The 17018-nt window shown below is 73.5% G+C and carries 12 protein-coding genes; 6 read left to right on the top strand and 6 right to left on the bottom strand.

What is annotated here, in order from left to right; translation table 11 throughout:
- The first annotated feature begins 8 nt into the window (after positions 1-8).
- From ACFYUZ_RS25320 to ACFYUZ_RS25310, 3 genes are read left to right on the top strand one after another with little or no spacing between them, the layout of a single operon-like run.
- Positions 9-779, top strand: coding sequence for a glucose 1-dehydrogenase (locus ACFYUZ_RS25320; RefSeq protein ID WP_389312820.1), 771 nt, complete (start codon positions 9-11; stop codon positions 777-779).
- The gene (locus tag ACFYUZ_RS25315; RefSeq protein WP_389312818.1) at positions 779-1543 is read left to right on the top strand and encodes a glucose 1-dehydrogenase; all 765 of its coding nucleotides are present in this window, start codon (positions 779-781) and stop codon (positions 1541-1543) included. Before ACFYUZ_RS25320 ends, ACFYUZ_RS25315 begins: the two co-directional genes overlap by 1 nt.
- Positions 1540-2454 carry an alpha/beta hydrolase gene (locus tag ACFYUZ_RS25310; protein WP_389312817.1) on the top strand — a complete coding sequence of 305 codons (915 nt, stop codon included), beginning with the start codon at positions 1540-1542 and terminating at the stop codon, positions 2452-2454. Before ACFYUZ_RS25315 ends, ACFYUZ_RS25310 begins: the two co-directional genes overlap by 4 nt.
- Positions 2455-2526: 72 nt before the next feature.
- Here the strand turns inward: ACFYUZ_RS25310 and ACFYUZ_RS25305 are convergent, their stop codons facing one another.
- The 4 genes from ACFYUZ_RS25305 to ACFYUZ_RS25290 all read right to left on the bottom strand — a co-directional run bounded on the left by ACFYUZ_RS25305 (position 2527) and on the right by ACFYUZ_RS25290 (position 7205).
- Positions 2527-4140, bottom strand: a complete 1614-nt coding sequence (locus ACFYUZ_RS25305; RefSeq protein ID WP_389312815.1) for a flavin-containing monooxygenase — start codon at positions 4138-4140, stop codon at positions 2527-2529.
- Positions 4141-4153: 13 nt separating this feature from the next.
- On the bottom strand, positions 4154-5701 hold the full coding sequence (locus tag ACFYUZ_RS25300) for a FadD3 family acyl-CoA ligase (RefSeq protein WP_389312813.1): 1548 nt from the start codon (positions 5699-5701) through the stop codon (positions 4154-4156).
- Positions 5702-5931: 230 nt separating this feature from the next.
- Positions 5932-6576 carry an L-threonylcarbamoyladenylate synthase gene (locus ACFYUZ_RS25295; RefSeq protein WP_389313178.1) on the bottom strand — a complete coding sequence of 215 codons (645 nt, stop codon included), beginning with the start codon at positions 6574-6576 and terminating at the stop codon, positions 5932-5934.
- 8 nt (positions 6577-6584) lie between these two features.
- Entirely contained in the window at positions 6585-7205 is a 621-nt protein-coding gene (locus ACFYUZ_RS25290) for a carbonic anhydrase (RefSeq protein WP_389312811.1), read from the bottom strand.
- 268 nt (positions 7206-7473) lie between these two features.
- Here ACFYUZ_RS25290 and ACFYUZ_RS25285 point away from each other — a divergent pair, with 268 nt between their 5' ends.
- The 3 genes from ACFYUZ_RS25285 to ACFYUZ_RS25275 all read left to right on the top strand — a co-directional run bounded on the left by ACFYUZ_RS25285 (position 7474) and on the right by ACFYUZ_RS25275 (position 11509).
- A complete protein-coding gene (locus ACFYUZ_RS25285) occupies positions 7474-8454 on the top strand; it encodes a LysR family transcriptional regulator (RefSeq protein WP_389312809.1) in 981 nt (326 codons plus the stop codon).
- Positions 8455-8599: 145 nt separating this feature from the next.
- Entirely contained in the window at positions 8600-10201 is a 1602-nt protein-coding gene (locus ACFYUZ_RS25280; protein WP_389312807.1) for a M4 family metallopeptidase, read from the top strand.
- A gap of 138 nt (positions 10202-10339) precedes the next feature.
- The gene (locus ACFYUZ_RS25275; protein ID WP_389312805.1) at positions 10340-11509 is read left to right on the top strand and encodes an esterase-like activity of phytase family protein; all 1170 of its coding nucleotides are present in this window, start codon (positions 10340-10342) and stop codon (positions 11507-11509) included.
- 89 nt (positions 11510-11598) lie between these two features.
- Here ACFYUZ_RS25275 and ACFYUZ_RS25270 read toward each other — a convergent pair whose 3' ends face one another.
- On the bottom strand, positions 11599-13398 hold the full coding sequence (locus ACFYUZ_RS25270) for a SpoIIE family protein phosphatase (protein ID WP_389312803.1): 1800 nt from the start codon (positions 13396-13398) through the stop codon (positions 11599-11601).
- A 167-nt stretch (positions 13399-13565) separates the two neighbouring features.
- Positions 13566-16940 (bottom strand): pyruvate carboxylase, encoded by a 3375-nt coding sequence (locus ACFYUZ_RS25265; RefSeq protein WP_389312801.1) that lies wholly within the window; start codon positions 16938-16940, stop codon positions 13566-13568.
- Positions 16941-17018: the final 78 nt, after the last annotated feature.

The following is a 17018-nucleotide window of genomic DNA, read 5'->3' as shown; positions in this document are numbered from 1 at the left end:
GCGGCCCCGTGACGGACCTGCGGGGCAGGACGGTGATCATCACCGGCGGGGCGCGGGGGATCGGCGCGGAGACCGGCCGGGCGGCCGTCGAGTCCGGCGCCCGGGTCGTCCTCACCGACGTGCGCGAGGAGGAGGGGCGGGCCACGGCCGGGGAGCTCGGCGGCCACGCCCGGTTCCTCCGCCACGACGTCACCTCCGAGGACGACTGGCGCGAGGTCGTCGACTTCGCGGCCGCCACGTTCGGCCGGGTGGACGGACTCGTCAACAACGCCGGGATCTCGGGCGGTTCCCACCTCCTGGAGGAGCAGACGGCCGAGGCCTTCCGGCGCGTCGTCGACATCGACCTCACCGGCGTCTTCCTCGGCATGCGCGCCGTGATCCCGGTGATGCGGGAGAGCGGCGGCGGGTCCATCGTCAACGTCTCCTCCGCGGCCGGTCTCATGGGCCTGGCCCGGACCGCCGGCTACGGCGCCGCCAAGTGGGGCGTGCGCGGGCTCACCAAGCTCGGCGCGGTGGAGCTCGGCGCCGACCGGATCCGCGTCAACTCCGTCCATCCCGGCATGATCCACACCCCGATGACCGCCCACGTGGGCATCGAGCGGGGCGAGGGCAAGTACCCGGACACACCGATGGGGCGGGTCGGCGAGCCCCGGGAGATCGCGCGGGCGGTCGCCTTCCTGCTCTCCGACGCCGCCTCCTACGTCACGGGCGCCGAACTGGCCGTCGACGGCGGCTGGACGACCGGCCCGACCCTCCGACCGATCGAGGAGAACCCCTGATGCCCGTCGACCTGACAGGAAAGGTCGCGCTGGTCACCGGCGCGGCACGCGGCATGGGCGAGGCAGAGGCCCGCCTGTTCGCCGCCCTCGGCGCGAAGGTCGTCCTCACCGACGTCCTGGAGGCGGAGGGCGAGGCGACCGCCGCCTCGCTCGGCGCCGCCGCCCGCTTCGTACGCCACGACGTGACCGACGAGCGGTCCTGGGAGGCCGCCGTGGCCGCCGCCCTGGACGCCTTCGGCCGGCTCGACGTCCTCGTCAACAACGCCGCGATCTACTCCACCTCGCCCATCACCGAGGAGGACCCGGCCCGTCTGGAGGCGATCCTCCGCGTCAACCTGATCGGCCCGTTCCTCGGCGTCCGCGCCGTCGCCGGAGCGATGCGGGAGAGCGGCGGCGGGTCCGTCGTCAACATCTCCTCGCAGGCCGGCCTCCAGGGCATCTGGGGACACGGCGCGTACGGGGCCGCGAAATGGGGGCTGCGCGGCCTGACCAGGACGGCCGCCCTGGAGCTCGGCCCGGACGGCATCCGGGTCAACTCCGTCCACCCGGGGGCCATCGCCACGGCGATGACCGCCCACCTGGGCACCAAGGACCACCCCGCCGCGCCCCTCGGGCGGGTGGGGGAGCCCGAGGAGGTGGCCCGCCTCGTCGCCTTCCTCGCCTCCGACGACTCCTCCTACCTGTCCGGCGCCGAACTCGCGGTGGACGGCGGCGCGTCGGCCGGCCGCATGCCCGCCCTCACCCCGAAAGGAGCCGACACGTGAACCGGCCCGACCCCGAGGTCCAGGCGGTCATCGACCTGGCCACCGCCGGCTTCCCCCCGCTGGCGACGGAGATGACGGACATCGCCGAGGTGCGCGCCTTCTTCGCCGCCCGCCCGAGGCCGGCCGTCCCCCCACCGCCCGTCGCCCGCGTCACGGACGAGGACGCCGACGGCGTGCCCGTACGCGTCTACGACCCGGCCGTCCACGAGACCGCCCCCGTGATCGTCTTCTGCCACGGGGGCGGCTTCGTCCTCTGCGACCTCGACAGCCACGACCACTTCTGCCGCTCCCTCGCCCTGGCCACGGAGGCGGTCGTCGTCTCCGTCGACTACCGGCGCGCCCCCGAGCACCCCTTCCCCGCCGCCCCCGAGGACGCCTACACGGCCCTGCTGTGGGCGGCGGAGAACCACCCGGGGAGGAGGATCGCCGTCGCCGGGGACAGCGCGGGCGCCAACCTCGCCACCGTCCTCACCCTGCTCTCCCGCGACCGGGGCGGCCCCGAGATCGCCTGCCAGGCGCTCTACTACCCGATGCTCGACCCCACCCGCTCCCGTCCCTCGCACCGGGAGAACGCCCGGGGCTACTTCCTCACCGCCGACCACCTGCGCTGGTACTGGGACGGCTATCTGCAGGCCCCGGCCCACCGCACCAGCCCCTACGCGGCCCCGCTGGCGGGCGCCGACCTGTCCGGACTCCCGCCGGCCCAGGTCGTCACCGCCGGCTTCGACCCCCTGCGGGACGACGGCCTGGCGTACGCGGAGGCCCTCGCCGCCGCGGGCGTCCCCGTGCGGGCCCGCCACCACGCCGGGATGTTCCACGGCTTCCTCTCCATGGCGGGCGCCCTGCCCGCGGCGGCCGAGGCCCGTGAGGCCGCCTTCGCCGCCCTGCGCGAGGCGCTCGCCCCGCGCTGACCGCCGGACGCGTCCGCGCCCCGCCCCCACCTGATCCGGTGGGGGCGGGGCGCTTTCACGCATCGGCCCGCATCAGTCCCGTATCAGCGTGAACCCCTTGTACCCCGAGGCCGCGACGTCCGCGATGATCTCCCCGTACACCCCGAAGCCCCCGATGAACGGCATGAACACCCGGGGCTTCCCGGGGATGTTGGCCCCCAGGTACCAGGAGTTCGCCGCCGGGAACAGCGTGGCCGCCGCCCGGTCGCGGCACTGCGCCACCCACTGCTCGACGGCCTCCTCGGTCGCCTCGATCGCGCGGTAGCCGTGCTCGTCCAGATGGCGCAGGCAGTCGGCGAGCCAGTCGACGTGCTGCTCGGCGCAGAGCACGACGTTGGCCATGACGGACGGGCTTCCGGCCCCGGTGAGGTTGAACAGGTTCGGGAAGCCGTCGACGCCCAGGCCCAGATAGGTGCGGGGGCCCCCGCTCCACGCCTCCTTCAGCCTCCGCCCGCCCCGCCCCCGGACGTCCACCCGGTCGATCGCCCCGGTCATCGCGTCGAAACCGGTCGCGAACACGATCGCGTCCAGCTCCACCCGGCTGCCGTCGGCCAGCACGATCCCGGTGCGGTCGATCCGTTCGATCGCGTTCTCCCGCAGGCTGACGAGGCGCACGTCGTCGCGGTTGAACGTCTCGTAGTAGTGCGAGTCGGTGACGATCCGCTTGGTGCCGATCGGGTGGTCCGTCGGCACGAGGAGGTCCGCGACGGCCGGGTCCTCGATGAGCGCGCGGACCTTCTCCTCCCAGAAGGCGCGCGCCTCGTCGTTCGCCGCGCGGTCGGTGAGCTGGTCGGGGAACGTCTTGGAGTACAGGACGCCGCCGAGCTCCCAGCGCTCCTCGAACGCGGCCCGCCGCTCCTCGGGGGAGACGGCGAACGTCGGCGAGGGGTGCGCCGCGTGGGGCGAGCCGCCGCCGCTGAGCCGCGAGAGCCGCCGCCGCTCGGCGTAGCCGGCCTTCTGCCGGCGGCGCGTCTCCTCGTCCAGGGGCGCGTTCCCCGCCGGGATGCTGAAGTTGGCGCTGCGCTGGAAGACGGTGAGGTGCGCCGCCTGCTCGGCGATCAGGGGGACGGCCTGGATGCCGGAGGAGCCGGTGCCGATCACGCCGACGCGCAGCCCGTCGAAGTCCACGCCCTCGTGCGGCCAGGCACCGGTGTGGTACGTGGCGCCGGTGAAGTCCCCGGCCCCCGGGATGTCCGGGACGTGCGTGCTGGAGAGGCAGCCGACGGCGAAGACGCAGTACCGGGCCGACACCACCTCGCCGCCGTCCGTGCGGACCGTCCAGCGCAGCGTGTCCTCGTCCAGCTCGGCGGAGGTCACCGAGGTCGCGAAGGTGTAGCTGCGGCGCAGGTCGAAGCGGTCGGCGACGTGACGCAGATAGCGGATGATCTCCGGCTGCGCGGCGTACTTCTCGCTCCAGTCCCACTCCTGCTGGAGCTCCTCGTCGAAGGAGTACGAGTAGTCCACGGACTCCACGTCGCAGCGGGCGCCGGGGTAGCGGTTCCAGTACCAGACGCCGCCCACGTCGTCCCCGCGCTCGAAGCCGCGCACGCCGAGGCCGAGACCGCGCAGCTTGTGCACGGCGTACAGACCGGTGACGCCCGCTCCGACGACGACCACGTCGACGGACTCGGTGATGCTGTCCTTCACGTTCGTACTCTCCTCATCGAGTGGTGGTGTTCGCCGCCGACCGTCGCAGCGCCTTCTTGTCGACCTTGCCCGCCGCGTTGTGCGGCAGCGCCGGCACGGAGCGGAAGGCGCGCGGGACCTTGAAGTTGGCCAGCCGCTCACGCGTGTACGCGGTCAGCTCGGCCGCGTCGACCGGAGCCCCGCCCGCCGGTACGCAGTACGCGACGCCGACCTCCCCGAGCCGCGCGTCCGGCGCGCCCACGACCGCCGCGTCCCGGACGGCCGGGTGGCCGCGCAGCACCTGCTCCACCTCCGCCGGGTACACGTTGAACCCGCCCACGACGAACATGTCCTTGAGCCGGTCGGTGATCCTCAGGAACCCGCGCTCGTCGAGCACCCCGACGTCCCCCGTGTGCAGCCAGCCCTCCGCGTCGACGACCCGGGCGGTGGCCTCGGGGTCGTCGAGGTAGCCGTGCATCACGTGGTAGCCGCGGGTGAGGATCTCGCCCGGCTCCCCGGGCGGGGCGTCGACGCGCAGCTCCGTGCCCTCCAGGGCCGCCCCGGAGGTGCGGGCCAGGGTCTCCGGCGACTCGTGCGGAGGGCAGATCGCGACCACGCCCGTCGACTCGGTCAGCCCGTACGCCGTGTTGACGCTCCGCGCGCCGAGGGACGTCCTGATCTCCTCGATGAGCGTGACGGGGATGTTCGCCGCGCCCGTGACCGCCATCCGCATCGAGGTCAGGTCGTACGCCTCGCGCCGGGGATGGTGGATGAGCGAGGTGAAGACCGTCGGGGCGCCGGTCAGGACGGAGATGCGCTCGTCCCGTATCCGGCCGAGCACGGCATCGGCGTCGAAGACCCGCTCCGGGACGATCGTGGCCCCGTGCAGCAGACAGGCGAGGACGCCCGCCTTGTAGCCGAAGGTGTGGAAGAACGGGTTGACGAGGAGGTAGCGGTCGCCGCGCCGGAGGGTGACCGTACGGGCCCAGGCGTCGTACACGCGCAGGTTCTGCCCGTGGGTGGCGGGCACGCCCTTGGGGCGGCCGGTGGTGCCGGAGGTGAAGAGGACGTCGGCGGTGTCGGCCGGGCGCACGGCGGCGGTACGGGCCAGCCGCTCCTCCGCGGTCACCCCGTCCGCCGCCGACAGGAACCGCGACCAGTCCGCCGAGTGCAGGGTCACCGTCCGCTCCAGGAGCGGGAGTTCCTCCCCGGAGGCCGCGAGCAGCGCCCGGTAGTCCGTGCCCAGGAAGTCGTGCTCGGTGAAGAGCAGCCGGGTCCGGGAGCGGCGCAGGATGTCGGCGGCCTCTGCCGCCTTGTAGCGGGTGTTCACCGGGACCAGCACCCCGCCGGCCGCCACCGCGCCGAGCGCGGCCACCACCCAGCGCGCGCTGTTGGGGGCCCACACGGCGACCGAGTCGCCGGGGCGCACCCCCTGCGCGATCACCGCGCGTGCCGCCCGGTCCACCCGCTCGCGGAGCTCCGCGAACGTCCAGCGCTCCTCGCCGAAGACGAGGGCCTCCTCATCCCCGTACCGCTCCGCCGCCCAGTCCGCGAGCCCGGCGATGGTCTGCGCGCCCCTCATGATCTGTCACGTCCTCCCTGCTGCCCCGCCCCCCGGCGGGGCGCGGGCGGTGGAACCACAGCGGATCGGAGCCTGACAGGGAGGGGCGCCCCGGCGCAGGGGGAGGTTCCCGCTCACCGGGAAGGTGACGGGACTTCCACGTTTCTTCCGCCGCGGGACCGTCCGCCCCGTGGAACGACGGCACCGCCGCCCCCGGGAACGGGAACGGCGGTGCGGTGGTGGGGGAGGGGTCAGGGCACGACCAGATCGGGGACGACCTTCGCCAGCTCGGCGGCGGACAGGACGCCCTCCCGGACGAGGACCGGGGCGTCGCCGGTCAGGTCGACGATCGACGACGACACCGGCCCGGCGGTCCGGCCCCCGTCGAGGTACACGGCCACGGAGTCGCCCAGCATCCCGAAGGCCGCGTCGCAGTCCTCCGGTGAGGGCCGGTCGGTGAGGTTCGCGCTGGAGACGGCCATCGGGCCGGCCGCGGCCAGCAGGTCCAGCGCGAGGGGGTGATCGGGCATCCGCACGGCCACCGTCCCGCCGGTCTCGCCCAGGTCCCAGGAGAGCGAGGGCCGGTGGCGGAGCACCAGCGTCAGACCGCCCGGCCAGAAGGCCTCGATCAGCTCCTCGGCCTTCCGCGGCAGCTCCGCGACCAGACCGTCGAGCGCGGCCCTGGAGCCGACGAGCACGGGGGAGGGTTTGTGCCGGCCCCGCCCCTTCGCGGCCAGCAGACCGGCGACGGCCTTGGGGTCGAACGCGTCGGCGCCGATGCCGTAGACGGTGTCCGTCGGGAGGACGACGAGACGCCCCCGTCCGAGGGCGGTCACCGCCGCGTCGATGCCGGCCCGGCGGGCCGACGGGTCCGCGCAGTCGAACCGCTGCGCCATGGGGTCGTTCACTCCGTGCTCTCCACACCGTGCGAGGTCACCAGCCGGGCGTTGCCCTCGGCGAGCTGGTAGGCCAGTCCCACGACCGCCACCTCGCCCGTCTGCACCTGCTCCGACAGGACGCGGGAACGGTCCATGAGCAGCTGCACCGTGTGCCTTATGTGCTCGTCGATGATGTCGCTGTCCTCGCTCAGACCGGCGGCGCGGGCCGCCAGGACGCTCGGCGTCACCCGCTCCACCACGTCCCGTACGAATCCGGCCGCCGGCAGTCCGTCCTCCACCGCGGCGCGGGCCGCCGCGACGGCGCCGCACGAGTCGTGTCCCAGGACGACGACCAGTCGGCAACCGAGCATGCTCGTGGCGTACTCGACGCTGCCCAGGACCTCGGCCCCCAGCACATGGCCCGCGGTCCGTACGACGAAGAGGTCGCCGAGTCCCTGGTCGAAGATGATCTCGGCCGCGAGCCGCGAGTCGGAGCACCCGAGGATGACCGCGAACGGCTCCTGTCCGGGGGCGAGCTGCGCGCGGCGGGCGGCGTCCTGATTGGGGTGGTCCGGGGTCCCGGCGACGAAGCGGCGGTTGCCGGCGAGCATGGCGTCGAGAGCGACCGAAGGCGAGGTGCGAGGCATGGCACCCACTGTAACGAGCCGTCCTCGGTCGATTCCCGGCCGGTCCCCCGGGCGGCGGAAGCGGGCCTCCGGGGGTGGCGCCTCGCCGGTGCGCGGTCCGGCGGCGCGGTGCCGATGCGAAACCGTGGCATGCCCACGTAGATTTTGCCCTCCCGTGGTTGCCGCCCCGGAGCGTCCGTCGGAGTCTTGGTGACCATGCCCCTCGGGCAGCTGGTTCTGCTGGTCACGGGGGGTGCACAGGGCCCTCCGCCCTGAGCGGGGAAAGTTCATGCACCTCGAGTTCCGGCACCTCCGTGTCCTGCTCACCGTCGCCGAGGCCGGCAGCATCCGCAGGGCCGCCGCACGCCTGCAGCTCTCCCAGCCCGCCACCAGCGCCCAACTGAAACGGATCGAGCAGGAGCTCGGCGGCCCGCTCTTCGTCCGCAGCGCCGAGGGCGTGAAGCCGAACGAGCACGGCCAGTACGTCCTGCGCTGCGCACGCGACCTCGTGGTCGGCTTCGACCGGCTGCGCGAGCACGCGCGATCGGCCGCCGAGACGAACAGCGGGACCGTCGCGCCGCTACGGGCGGGCGGCACGGCCGGCCCCCTGGTGTCGCTGCTCATATCCGCCCTTTTCGAGCTCGTGCCGGAGAGCCGGCTGGCCATCGACGCCCGCCGTTCGGTGCATACCCTCGTGAAGGCGCTGAGCCAGTCGAAATGCGACATCGCGGTGTTCGGCGAGTTCCCCGGCTTCCCGCTGCCGGTCGGCGAGTCGGTCGTGACGCGCACGCTGGTGCGCGAGCCGGTCTTCGTCCTGCTCGCCGAGGACCATCCGCTGGCGCGCCGGGAGAGCGTCGGCCTGGGCGACCTCCGCGACGAGGAGTGGGTCATGCCGGAGGCCGACGAGAGCGGGGTGCACGCGTACCTCCATCTCACCTGCCAGTCGGCGGGGTTCACCCCGCGCATCGCGCACGTGACGCCGGACCTGTCCGTGGCCCAGATCCTGGTCGCCGGCCGGCGCGCCGTCTGCGGGGTGTGGCCGAGCGCCGAGGTGCCCGCCCAGGGCACCGTGCAGCGGCCGCTCGTGGACGTCCCGTTCCACCGGCGGCTGCAGCTGGCCTGGAACCCGGAGTCCGTTCCGCGGGAGCTCGCCGACGCGGTGGCCGAGCGGCTGCTCGCGGAGTACCTGTCGCTGGTGCGCCAGCGGCCGCGGTACCTGGCCTGGTGGGAGGACGGCGGCGAGGGGTTCGCGCTCGGCGCGGACGGCTGACGGCCGGACCTCGTCGTGCGCCCCCTATAACTCCGGGGCTATATCCCAGATGGGATCACGTCAGGAACATGTCACCTGGTGAACACTTCGCGTCAACGTCCAAGGACGTCGTCACCCCCCACGACGAGCGAAGGAACACCCCGTCATGTCCCGTCCTCTCCTTGCCCTCTCCACGATGGTCGCCGCCGCCGTCATCACCACGGGCGCGGTGGCCGTACCCGCGTACTCGCAGCCCGACGCGGGCCGGCACGGGAACTCCGCCCGCGACACGGCGATATCCCGGGCCGAGGCGAACGTGACCCGGCACGCCGACGTCTTCGGCTTCGGCGCGGGCCAGGCGCTCCAGGTCAAGGACGTCGTCATCGACGCCGACGGCACCCAGCACGTCCGCTTCGACCGGACCTACCGCGGCCTCCCCGTCGTCGGCGGCGACTTCGTCGTCCACCAGAAGGCCGACGGCTCCCTCAAGGGCTCCACCCACGCCAAGGCCCGCAAGGTCGCGCTCGCCTCCGTCACCCCCGCGACGGACGCCAAGGGAACCGCGGCCGGCGCCCTCAAGCGCGCCAACGGCCTGGTGCGCAGCGCCAGGTCCACGCCCGAGCTGATCGTCTGGGCCGCCGACGGCGCCCCCCGCCTGGCCTGGCGCACCACCGTGCAGGGCCTGGGCGACAAGGGCCAGCCGCACGGCGAGGTCTTCGTCACCGACGCCACCACCGGCGCCGCGATCGAGAACTACGACTCCGAGCACGAGTCGACCGGCACCGGCCACTCCGAGTACACCGGTGACATCACCCTCGACACCACCCAGCAGGCCAACGGCACCTTCGCGCTGATCGACCCGACCCGCGGCCACATCACCAAGGACGCGCGCAACGTCTCGTCCTCGTCCCTGAACAGCTCCTCCGGCACCCTGTTCACCGACGCCGACAACATCTGGGGCGACGGCCGGAAGTTCTCCACCGACCGCTCCACCGCCGCCGTCGACGCCCACGCCAACACCGCGAAGACGTACGACTACTACAAGAGCACCTTCGGCCGGAACGGCATCAAGAACGACGGCCGCGGCGCCACCGTCTTCGTCCACGTCGGCACCAACTGGGACAACGCCCAGTGGTCGGACGCCTGCTTCTGCATGATGACCGGCGACGGCAACGGCACGGTCGACCCCGAGCAGGTCGACCTCGACACCATGGGCCACGAGATGACCCACGGCGTCACCTCCGCCACCGCCAACCTGCGCTACAGCGGCGAGTCCGGCGGCCTGAACGAGGCCACCAGCGACATCTTCGGCACGATGGTCGAGTGGTACGCGAACAACGCGATCGACACCCCCGACTACCTCTTCAGCGACCAGTCCACCCCGCCGTGGCTGCGCCGCATGGACAAGCCCTCCCTCGACGGCCGCTCCGCCGACTACTGGTCGAAGTCCGTCGGCCGCCTCGACGTGCACAACTCCTCGGGCGTCGGCAACCACTGGTTCTACCTCGCCAGCGAGGGCAGCGGCAGCAAGACGATCAACGGCGTCACCTACAACAGCCCGACGTACAACGGCTCCACCGTCACCGGCATCGGCAACCAGAAGGCCGCCGCCATCTGGTACCGGGCGCTGACCGTCTACATGACCTCCACCACGGACTACAAGGGCGCCCGCACGGCGACCCTGAACGCGGCGAAGGACCTGTACGGCGCCACCAGCCCCGAGTACGCCACCGTGGCCGCCGCCTGGACCGGGGTCAACGTCCTCTGACGCACCGTCGTCCCGGCTGACCGGTCCGACCGCCCGCCCGGGCCCCGCCGTCACGGCGGGGCCCGGGCGCGTCCCGCCGACAGGAACACCCGATCGGGCGACTGCGCCGTCACACCGGGTGACGGCAAGATCATCGACATGAGATCTTCCCTGACGCGCCGGACGCTCGCCGCGGCCCTGCTGCTGACGTCGACGCTGGCCCCCGCCGTGGCCGTGGCCGCTCAACCCGGCGGAGAGGGCCGCCCGTCGGAGCGCGCCGCCCACGCCCGCCTGCTCGGTGAGAGAATCGTCCCGCACAAGCTCGACTTCCAGGGCACCACGGTCGGCGGCTTCTCCGGTGTCGACCGCAACCGGTGCACCGGCGAGTACGTGTTCATCAGCGACGACCGCTCCTCCCTGCAGCCCGCCCGCTTCTACACCGCCGAGCTGGACGTGGACGCGGCCGGCGTGCACTCCGTGGACTTCACCGGCACCCACCCCTTCCTCCAGCCGGACGGCTCCGTCTACCCGTCGCCGTCCGTCGGGGACGGCAAGGCCGTCGACCCCGAGGAGATCCGGGTCGACCCGCGCAGCTGCGACTACTGGTGGGCGCAGGAGGGCGACCGGCCCAAGGCGGTCGGCGCCGGACCGGTGATCCAGCCGTCCGTCCAGTTCGCCGGCCCCACCGGCGCCTACCTGGGCCGGCTGCGACTGCCGGCGAACTACGAGATCACCATGGAGGAGCGCGGCCCGCGCCGGAACCAGGCGGTCGAGGCCATCACCTTCGGCTCCCACGGCCGCGTGGTGACCAGCGCGGTCGAAGGCCCGCTGATCCAGGACGGCCCCGTGCCCGACCTGGAGCACGGCGCCCTCGTCCGGGTCACGCAGCAGACGCGCGGAGGCCGGGTGCTCGGACAGTTCGCGTACCCCGTCGAGAAGATCTTCGCCGCGTCCGACCCGACCAGCCCCTGGGGCCCGGACACCGGCGTCCCCTCGATCCTCGCCTTCCCCGACGACCCCGAGCGCTACCTCGTGCTCGAGCGCACCTGGGTCGCCGGCTCGGGATACAAGATCCGCCTCTACGACGCCACCACGCGCGGGGCGACCGATGTGCGGGCGCTGGAGTCCCTGGCCGGGCAGCCCGTGGCGGCGATGCGCAAGACGCTCGTCGCGGACTTCGACACCCTCGGCCTCTCCACCGTCGACAACACCGAGGGCATGACCTGGGGACCGGTCCTGCCGTCCGGCGAGCGGTCGCTGATCCTGGTCAGCGACGACAACTTCGACACGGAGGCGGTCACCCAGGTCGTCGCCCTCGCCGTCCGCTGACCCGGCGCGAGCGGTGACCGGCACGCCCCGGCGGGCCGGTCACCGGCGGTCTCCCGGCGACCCGTCCTCCGGTACCCGCCGGGCCCGCTTCAGGAGGGCATGTTCTGTTCCGCCCAGACCACCTTGCCGGTGACGGTGCGACAGGAACCCCATCTGCGGCACAGCATGTTGATGAGCTGAAGCCCCCGTCCCCCCTCGTCGCTGAGGTCCGCGTGCTGGATCTGGGGCAGGTCGGGGCCGGTGTCCGAGACCTCCACGACGAGCCGCTCGCCCCGCAGCAACCGCAGCTCGCCCGGGCCGTTCCCGTACCGCAGCGCGTTGCCGACCAGCTCGGAGACGACGAGCTCGGACACGTCGGCCAGCTCCGCCAGCCCCCACGCGGCGAGTTGCCCGGTGACGAGGCCCCGGGCGACCGAGGCGGCCCGTCCGTCATGCGGCAGCTTCCACACCCGCAGGTCCCCGGCCGGGAGCGGGGAGTCCGCCGTCACCAGGAGCACGGCCTCGTCGAAGCGGGCGGCGGCGGCCGGAGCGCACTCCACCAGACCGCCCTGCTCCAGCGCCTCGGGGGTCAGCTCCAGCGCCGCCGAGCGGAGCCGGTCCAGCTGGGCGTCCACGTCCTCCTCGCGGGACTTCACCAGCCCGTCCGTGTACATGACCAGGTGGGCGCCGTCCGGGACGCGGAGCCGCAGCGGGTCGTACGGGATCACCCCCGCCCCCAGCGGCGCGCCGATCGGGACCGGGACGAACTCGGCGGTGCCCTGCCCGTCGAGGAGCAGCGGCGGCAGGTGCCCGGCGCTCGCCAGCGTGTACGTGGAGTCGGCGGGGTCGTAGACGGCGCAGAGACAGGTGGCGACCTGCTCGTCCTCCAGGTCGCGGGTGGCCAGGTCCAGCCGCGCCAGGATCCGCTCGGGCGCCGTGTCCAGGGTCATGAGGGTGCGGGCGACGGTCCGCAGCCGCCCCATGGTGGCGGCGGCCGGCAGCCCGTGCCCCATCACGTCGCCCACCATGAGGGCCGTCCGCCCGCCGGGCAGCGCCATCACGTCGTACCAGTCCCCGCCCACCCCGTGGTGGGCCGCCGAGGGCGCGTACTCGGCGTGCACCAGCAGGCCCGGTGTCTTCGGGGTCACGCGGGGCAGCAGGCTGCGCTGCAGGGAGACGACGTGCTCGCGCTCGCGCCCGTACAGCCGGGCGTTGTCGATGAAGACGGCCGCCTTGGAGGCGAGCTGCTCGGCCAGCGCCAGGTCGGTGGTGGAGAACGGGGGAGTCCCGGGGGCGCGGACGAAGTCGGCGCTGCCGAGGAGCAGTCCGCGGGCGATGAGGGGCACGGCCAGGTAGCTGTGCACCCCGGCGGCCCGCATCTTGGCGGCCGCGCTCGCGGTGGGCGCGACGCGCAGGAAGTCCTCGTCGCGCATGCGGCTCAGCATGATCGGCTTGCCCTGCCGGAGGCAGTACCGGTGGAGCAGCGTCTCGTGGGGCTGCTCGGCGTGGACGAAGGTCTCGCCCACCGGCGTCGGCTCCAGCGAGGAGAGCTCCTCGATGGCGCACAGCGCCGTGGCCCGCAGGGGCGGGATGCCCGGCTCCGTCCACCGGGAGCCCTCGTCGCCCCGCAGGACGCTCTCCAGGATGTCCACGGCCGCCCCGTCGGCGAAGCGGGGCACGGTGAACTCGGCGAGTTCCTGCGCGGTGCGCTCCAGGTCCAGGGTCGTGCCGATCCGGGAGGTGGCGGAGTTCAGCCAGGCGAGCCGGCTGCGCATGGTGAACCGGTCGGGCGGCATGACGCCCCTGCCCCTGCGGAACCGGGTGTTCTCCCCGGCAGCGCGGCGTCCCGCCGGGTCCCGCCCGGCCGAGCCGCGGCCGGGCAGGCGCCGTCCGCCGCTGCCGCCGTTCACTCTTTCGGCCCCCAACAGGACTCGACGCCACTTTGGTGCCCAGTGTGCACCGGAAACGCTCTTCGCGCCTCCTGCCCGGCACCCCCGGCGGACAGGAGGCGCCGGCGGTACGAGAGCCGCCGGGACGCCTTTCCGGCGCCCCGGCGGCTCCCCCGCCGTCCGCCGCCTCAGCCGATCTCGACGAGGAGGTCGCCGCCCTCCACCTGCTGGATCCGGGTGATGGCCAGACGGGAGACCCGCCCGCTCCTCGGGGCGGTGATCGAGGCCTCCATCTTCATCGCCTCGATCGTCGCCACCGTCGCGCCGGCCTCGATCTCGTCGCCCTCGGAGACGGCCAGCGTGACCACGCCGGCGAACGGCGCGGCGACGTGGCCGGGGTCGGACCTGTCGGCCTTCTCGGTCACCGGGAGGCCGGCGGCCGCGGCCTTGTCCCGCACCTGGATCGGCCGCAGCTGGCCGTTCAGGGTGGACATCACCGTGCGCATGCCGCGCTCGTCGGCCTCGCCGATCGCCTCCAGCTCGATGAGCAGCCGCACGCCGGGACCGAAGTCGACGCCGTACTCCTTCCCGGGGCGCAGCCCGTAGAAGAAGTCCTTGCTGTCGAGCACGCTGGTGTCGCCGTACGCCTGGCGGTGCGCCTCGTACGCCTGCGTCGGGCCGGGGAAGAGGAGGCGGTTCAGCGTGGCGCGCCGGTCCTCGGCCAGGCCGGTGCGGTCCTCCGCGGTGAGCTCCCGCATCGGCCTGGGACCGGCGCGGCCCTCCAGCGCCTTGGTGCGGAACGGCTCGGGCCAGCCGCCGGGCGGCGTGCCCAGCTCGCCGTGGAGGAAGCCGACGACGGAGTCCGGGATGTCGTACCGGTTCGGGGCCGCCTCGAAGTCCTCGGGCGCCACCCCGGCGCCGACGAGGTGCAGCGCGAGGTCGCCCACCACCTTCGACGACGGGGTGACCTTCACCAGCCGGCCCAGCATCCGGTCCGCCGCGGCGTACGTCGACTCGACGTCCTCGAACCGGTCGCCGAGGCCGAGCGCGACGGCCTGGGTGCGCAGGTTGGAGAGCTGCCCGCCCGGGATCTCGTGGTGGTACACGCGTCCCGTCGGCGAGTCCAGGCCCGCTTCGAAGGGGGCGTAGACCTTGCGGACGCTCTCCCAGTACGGCTCCAGGTCGCCGACCGCCCCCAGGTCGAGGCCGGTGGGCCGCTCGGAGTGGTCGGTCGCGGCGACGATCGCCGACAGAGAGGGCTGCGAGGTGGTGCCGGCCATGGAGGCCACCGCGCCGTCCACCGCGTCCGCCCCGGCCTGGACCGCCGCGAGGTACGTGGCGAGCTGGCCGCCGGCCGTGTCGTGGGTGTGGAGGTGCACCGGCAGCTCGAACTCCCGGCGCAGCGCGGAGACCAGCCTCGCCGCGGCGGGGGCGCGCAGCAGACCGGCCATGTCCTTGACCGCGAGGACGTGCGCGCCCGCGGCGACGATCTTCTCGGCGAGCCGCAGGTAGTAGTCCAGCGTGTACAGCTTCTCCGCCGGGTCGGAGAGGTCGGACGTGTAGCAGAGCGCGACCTCGGCGACCGCCGTCCCCGTCTCCCGTACGGCGTCGATGGCGGGCCGCATCCGGTCGACGTCGTTGAGCGCGTCGAAGATCCGGAAGATGTCGATGCCGGTGGCGGCGGCCTCCTGCACGAAGGCGTCGGTCACCTCGGTCGGGTACGGGGTGTAGCCCACGGTGTTGCGGCCCCGCAGCAGCATCTGCAGACAGATGTTCGGCACGGCCTCGCGCAGCGCGGCCAGCCGCTCCCAGGGGTCCTCGGCGAGGAAGCGCAGGGCGACGTCGTAGGTGGCGCCGCCCCAGCACTCCAGGGACAGCAGCCGCGGCAGCGTGTGCGCGACCGCCGGGGCGACGGCGAGCAGGTCCTTCGTGCGGACGCGGGTGGCGAGCAGCGACTGGTGGGCGTCGCGGAAGGTGGTGTCGGTGACGCCGAGGGTCGGCGACTCGCGCAGGCTCCGCGCGAAGCCCTCGGGGCCGAGCTCGGCCAGCCGCTGCCGGGAGCCGGCGGGCGGCCGCCCGGCCGGCAGCCGGGGCAGTTTGGTGACCGGGGCGACGAGCTCGGGGCGCGGACCGTGCGGCTTGTTCACGGTGACGTCGGCGAGGTAGGTGAGCAGCTTCGTGCCGCGGTCGGCCGAGTGGCGGGCGGTGAGCAGGTGCGGCCGCTGCTCGATGAAGGACGTCGTGACCCGCCCGGCCCGGAAGTCCGGGTCGTCGAGCACGGCCTGGAGGAAGGGGATGTTCGTGGACACGCCCCGGATGCGGAACTCGGCCACCGCGCGCCGGGCCCGGCCGACGGCGGCCCCGAAGTCCCGTCCCCGGCAGGTCAGTTTGACCAGCATCGAGTCGAAGTGGGCGCTGACCTCCGTACCGGCGTGGGTGGTTCCGCCGTCGAGCCGGATGCCGGAGCCGCCCGGGGAGCGGTAGGCGCTGATCATGCCGGTGTCGGGACGGAAGCCGTTGGCCGGGTCCTCCGTGGTGATGCGGCACTGCAGGGCGGCGCCGCGCAGGACGACGGACTCCTGCGTCAGGCCGAGGTCGGCGAGGGTCTCCCCGGCGGCGATGCGCAGCTGCGACTGCACCAGGTCGATGTCGGTGACCTCCTCGGTCACCGTGTGCTCGACCTGGATGCGCGGATTCATCTCGATGAAGACGTGGTTGCCGTCCCGGTCGAGGAGGAACTCCACGGTGCCCGCGTTCCGGTAGCCGATCCGGCGGGCGAACCGCACGGCGTCGTCGCAGATCCGCCGGCGCACCGCCGGGTCGAGGTTCGGGGCGGGCGCGAGCTCGATCACCTTCTGGTGGCGGCGCTGCAGCGAGCAGTCGCGCTCGAACAGGTGGATGACCCCGCCCTCGCCGTCGGCGAGGATCTGCACCTCGATGTGGCGCGGGTCGACGACGGCCTTCTCCAGGAAGACGGTCGCGTCGCCGAAGGCGGACTCGGCCTCGCGGGACGCCGCCTCGATGGACTCGCGCAGCGCCGCCGGGTCCTCGACCCGCCGCATGCCGCGACCGCCGCCTCCGGCGACGGCCTTGACGAACACCGGGAAGCCGATCCCCTCGGCGGCCGCCACGAGTGCGTCCACGTCGGTGGAGGGGGCCGAGGAGCCGAGCACGGGCACGCCGGCCTCGCGGGCCGCGGCCACCGCGCGCGCCTTGTTGCCGGTCAGTTCCAGGGTCTGCGCGGACGGGCCCACGAACGTGATGCCCGCCTCCTCGCAGGCGCGCGCCAGCTCCGGGTTCTCGGACAGGAACCCGTAGCCCGGGTAGACGGCGTCGGCGCCGGCCAGACGGGCCGCCCGGACGACCTCCGGCACCGAGAGGTAGGCCAGTACCGGATGACCGGGCTCACCGATCTCGTAGGCCTCGTCGGCCTTCAGCCGGTGGAGTGAGTTGCGGTCCTCGTGCGGGAAGACGGCCACCGTGCGCGCCCCCAGTTCGTAGCCGGCGCGGAACGCGCGAATCGCGATCTCCCCGCGGTTGGCCACCAGCACCTTGCGGAACATTCTGATCCCTTCACCGTGCCCGGCTCGTCACGGCAACGCTACGGGCTCCGCCGCGGCCTGCTGAAGATCCCGTGGCGA

This window comes from Streptomyces sp. NPDC004266 (assembly GCF_042874095.1).
Taxonomy (GTDB): domain Bacteria; phylum Actinomycetota; class Actinomycetes; order Streptomycetales; family Streptomycetaceae; genus Streptomyces.
This window is presented reverse-complemented; position numbering and strand designations above follow the sequence as displayed.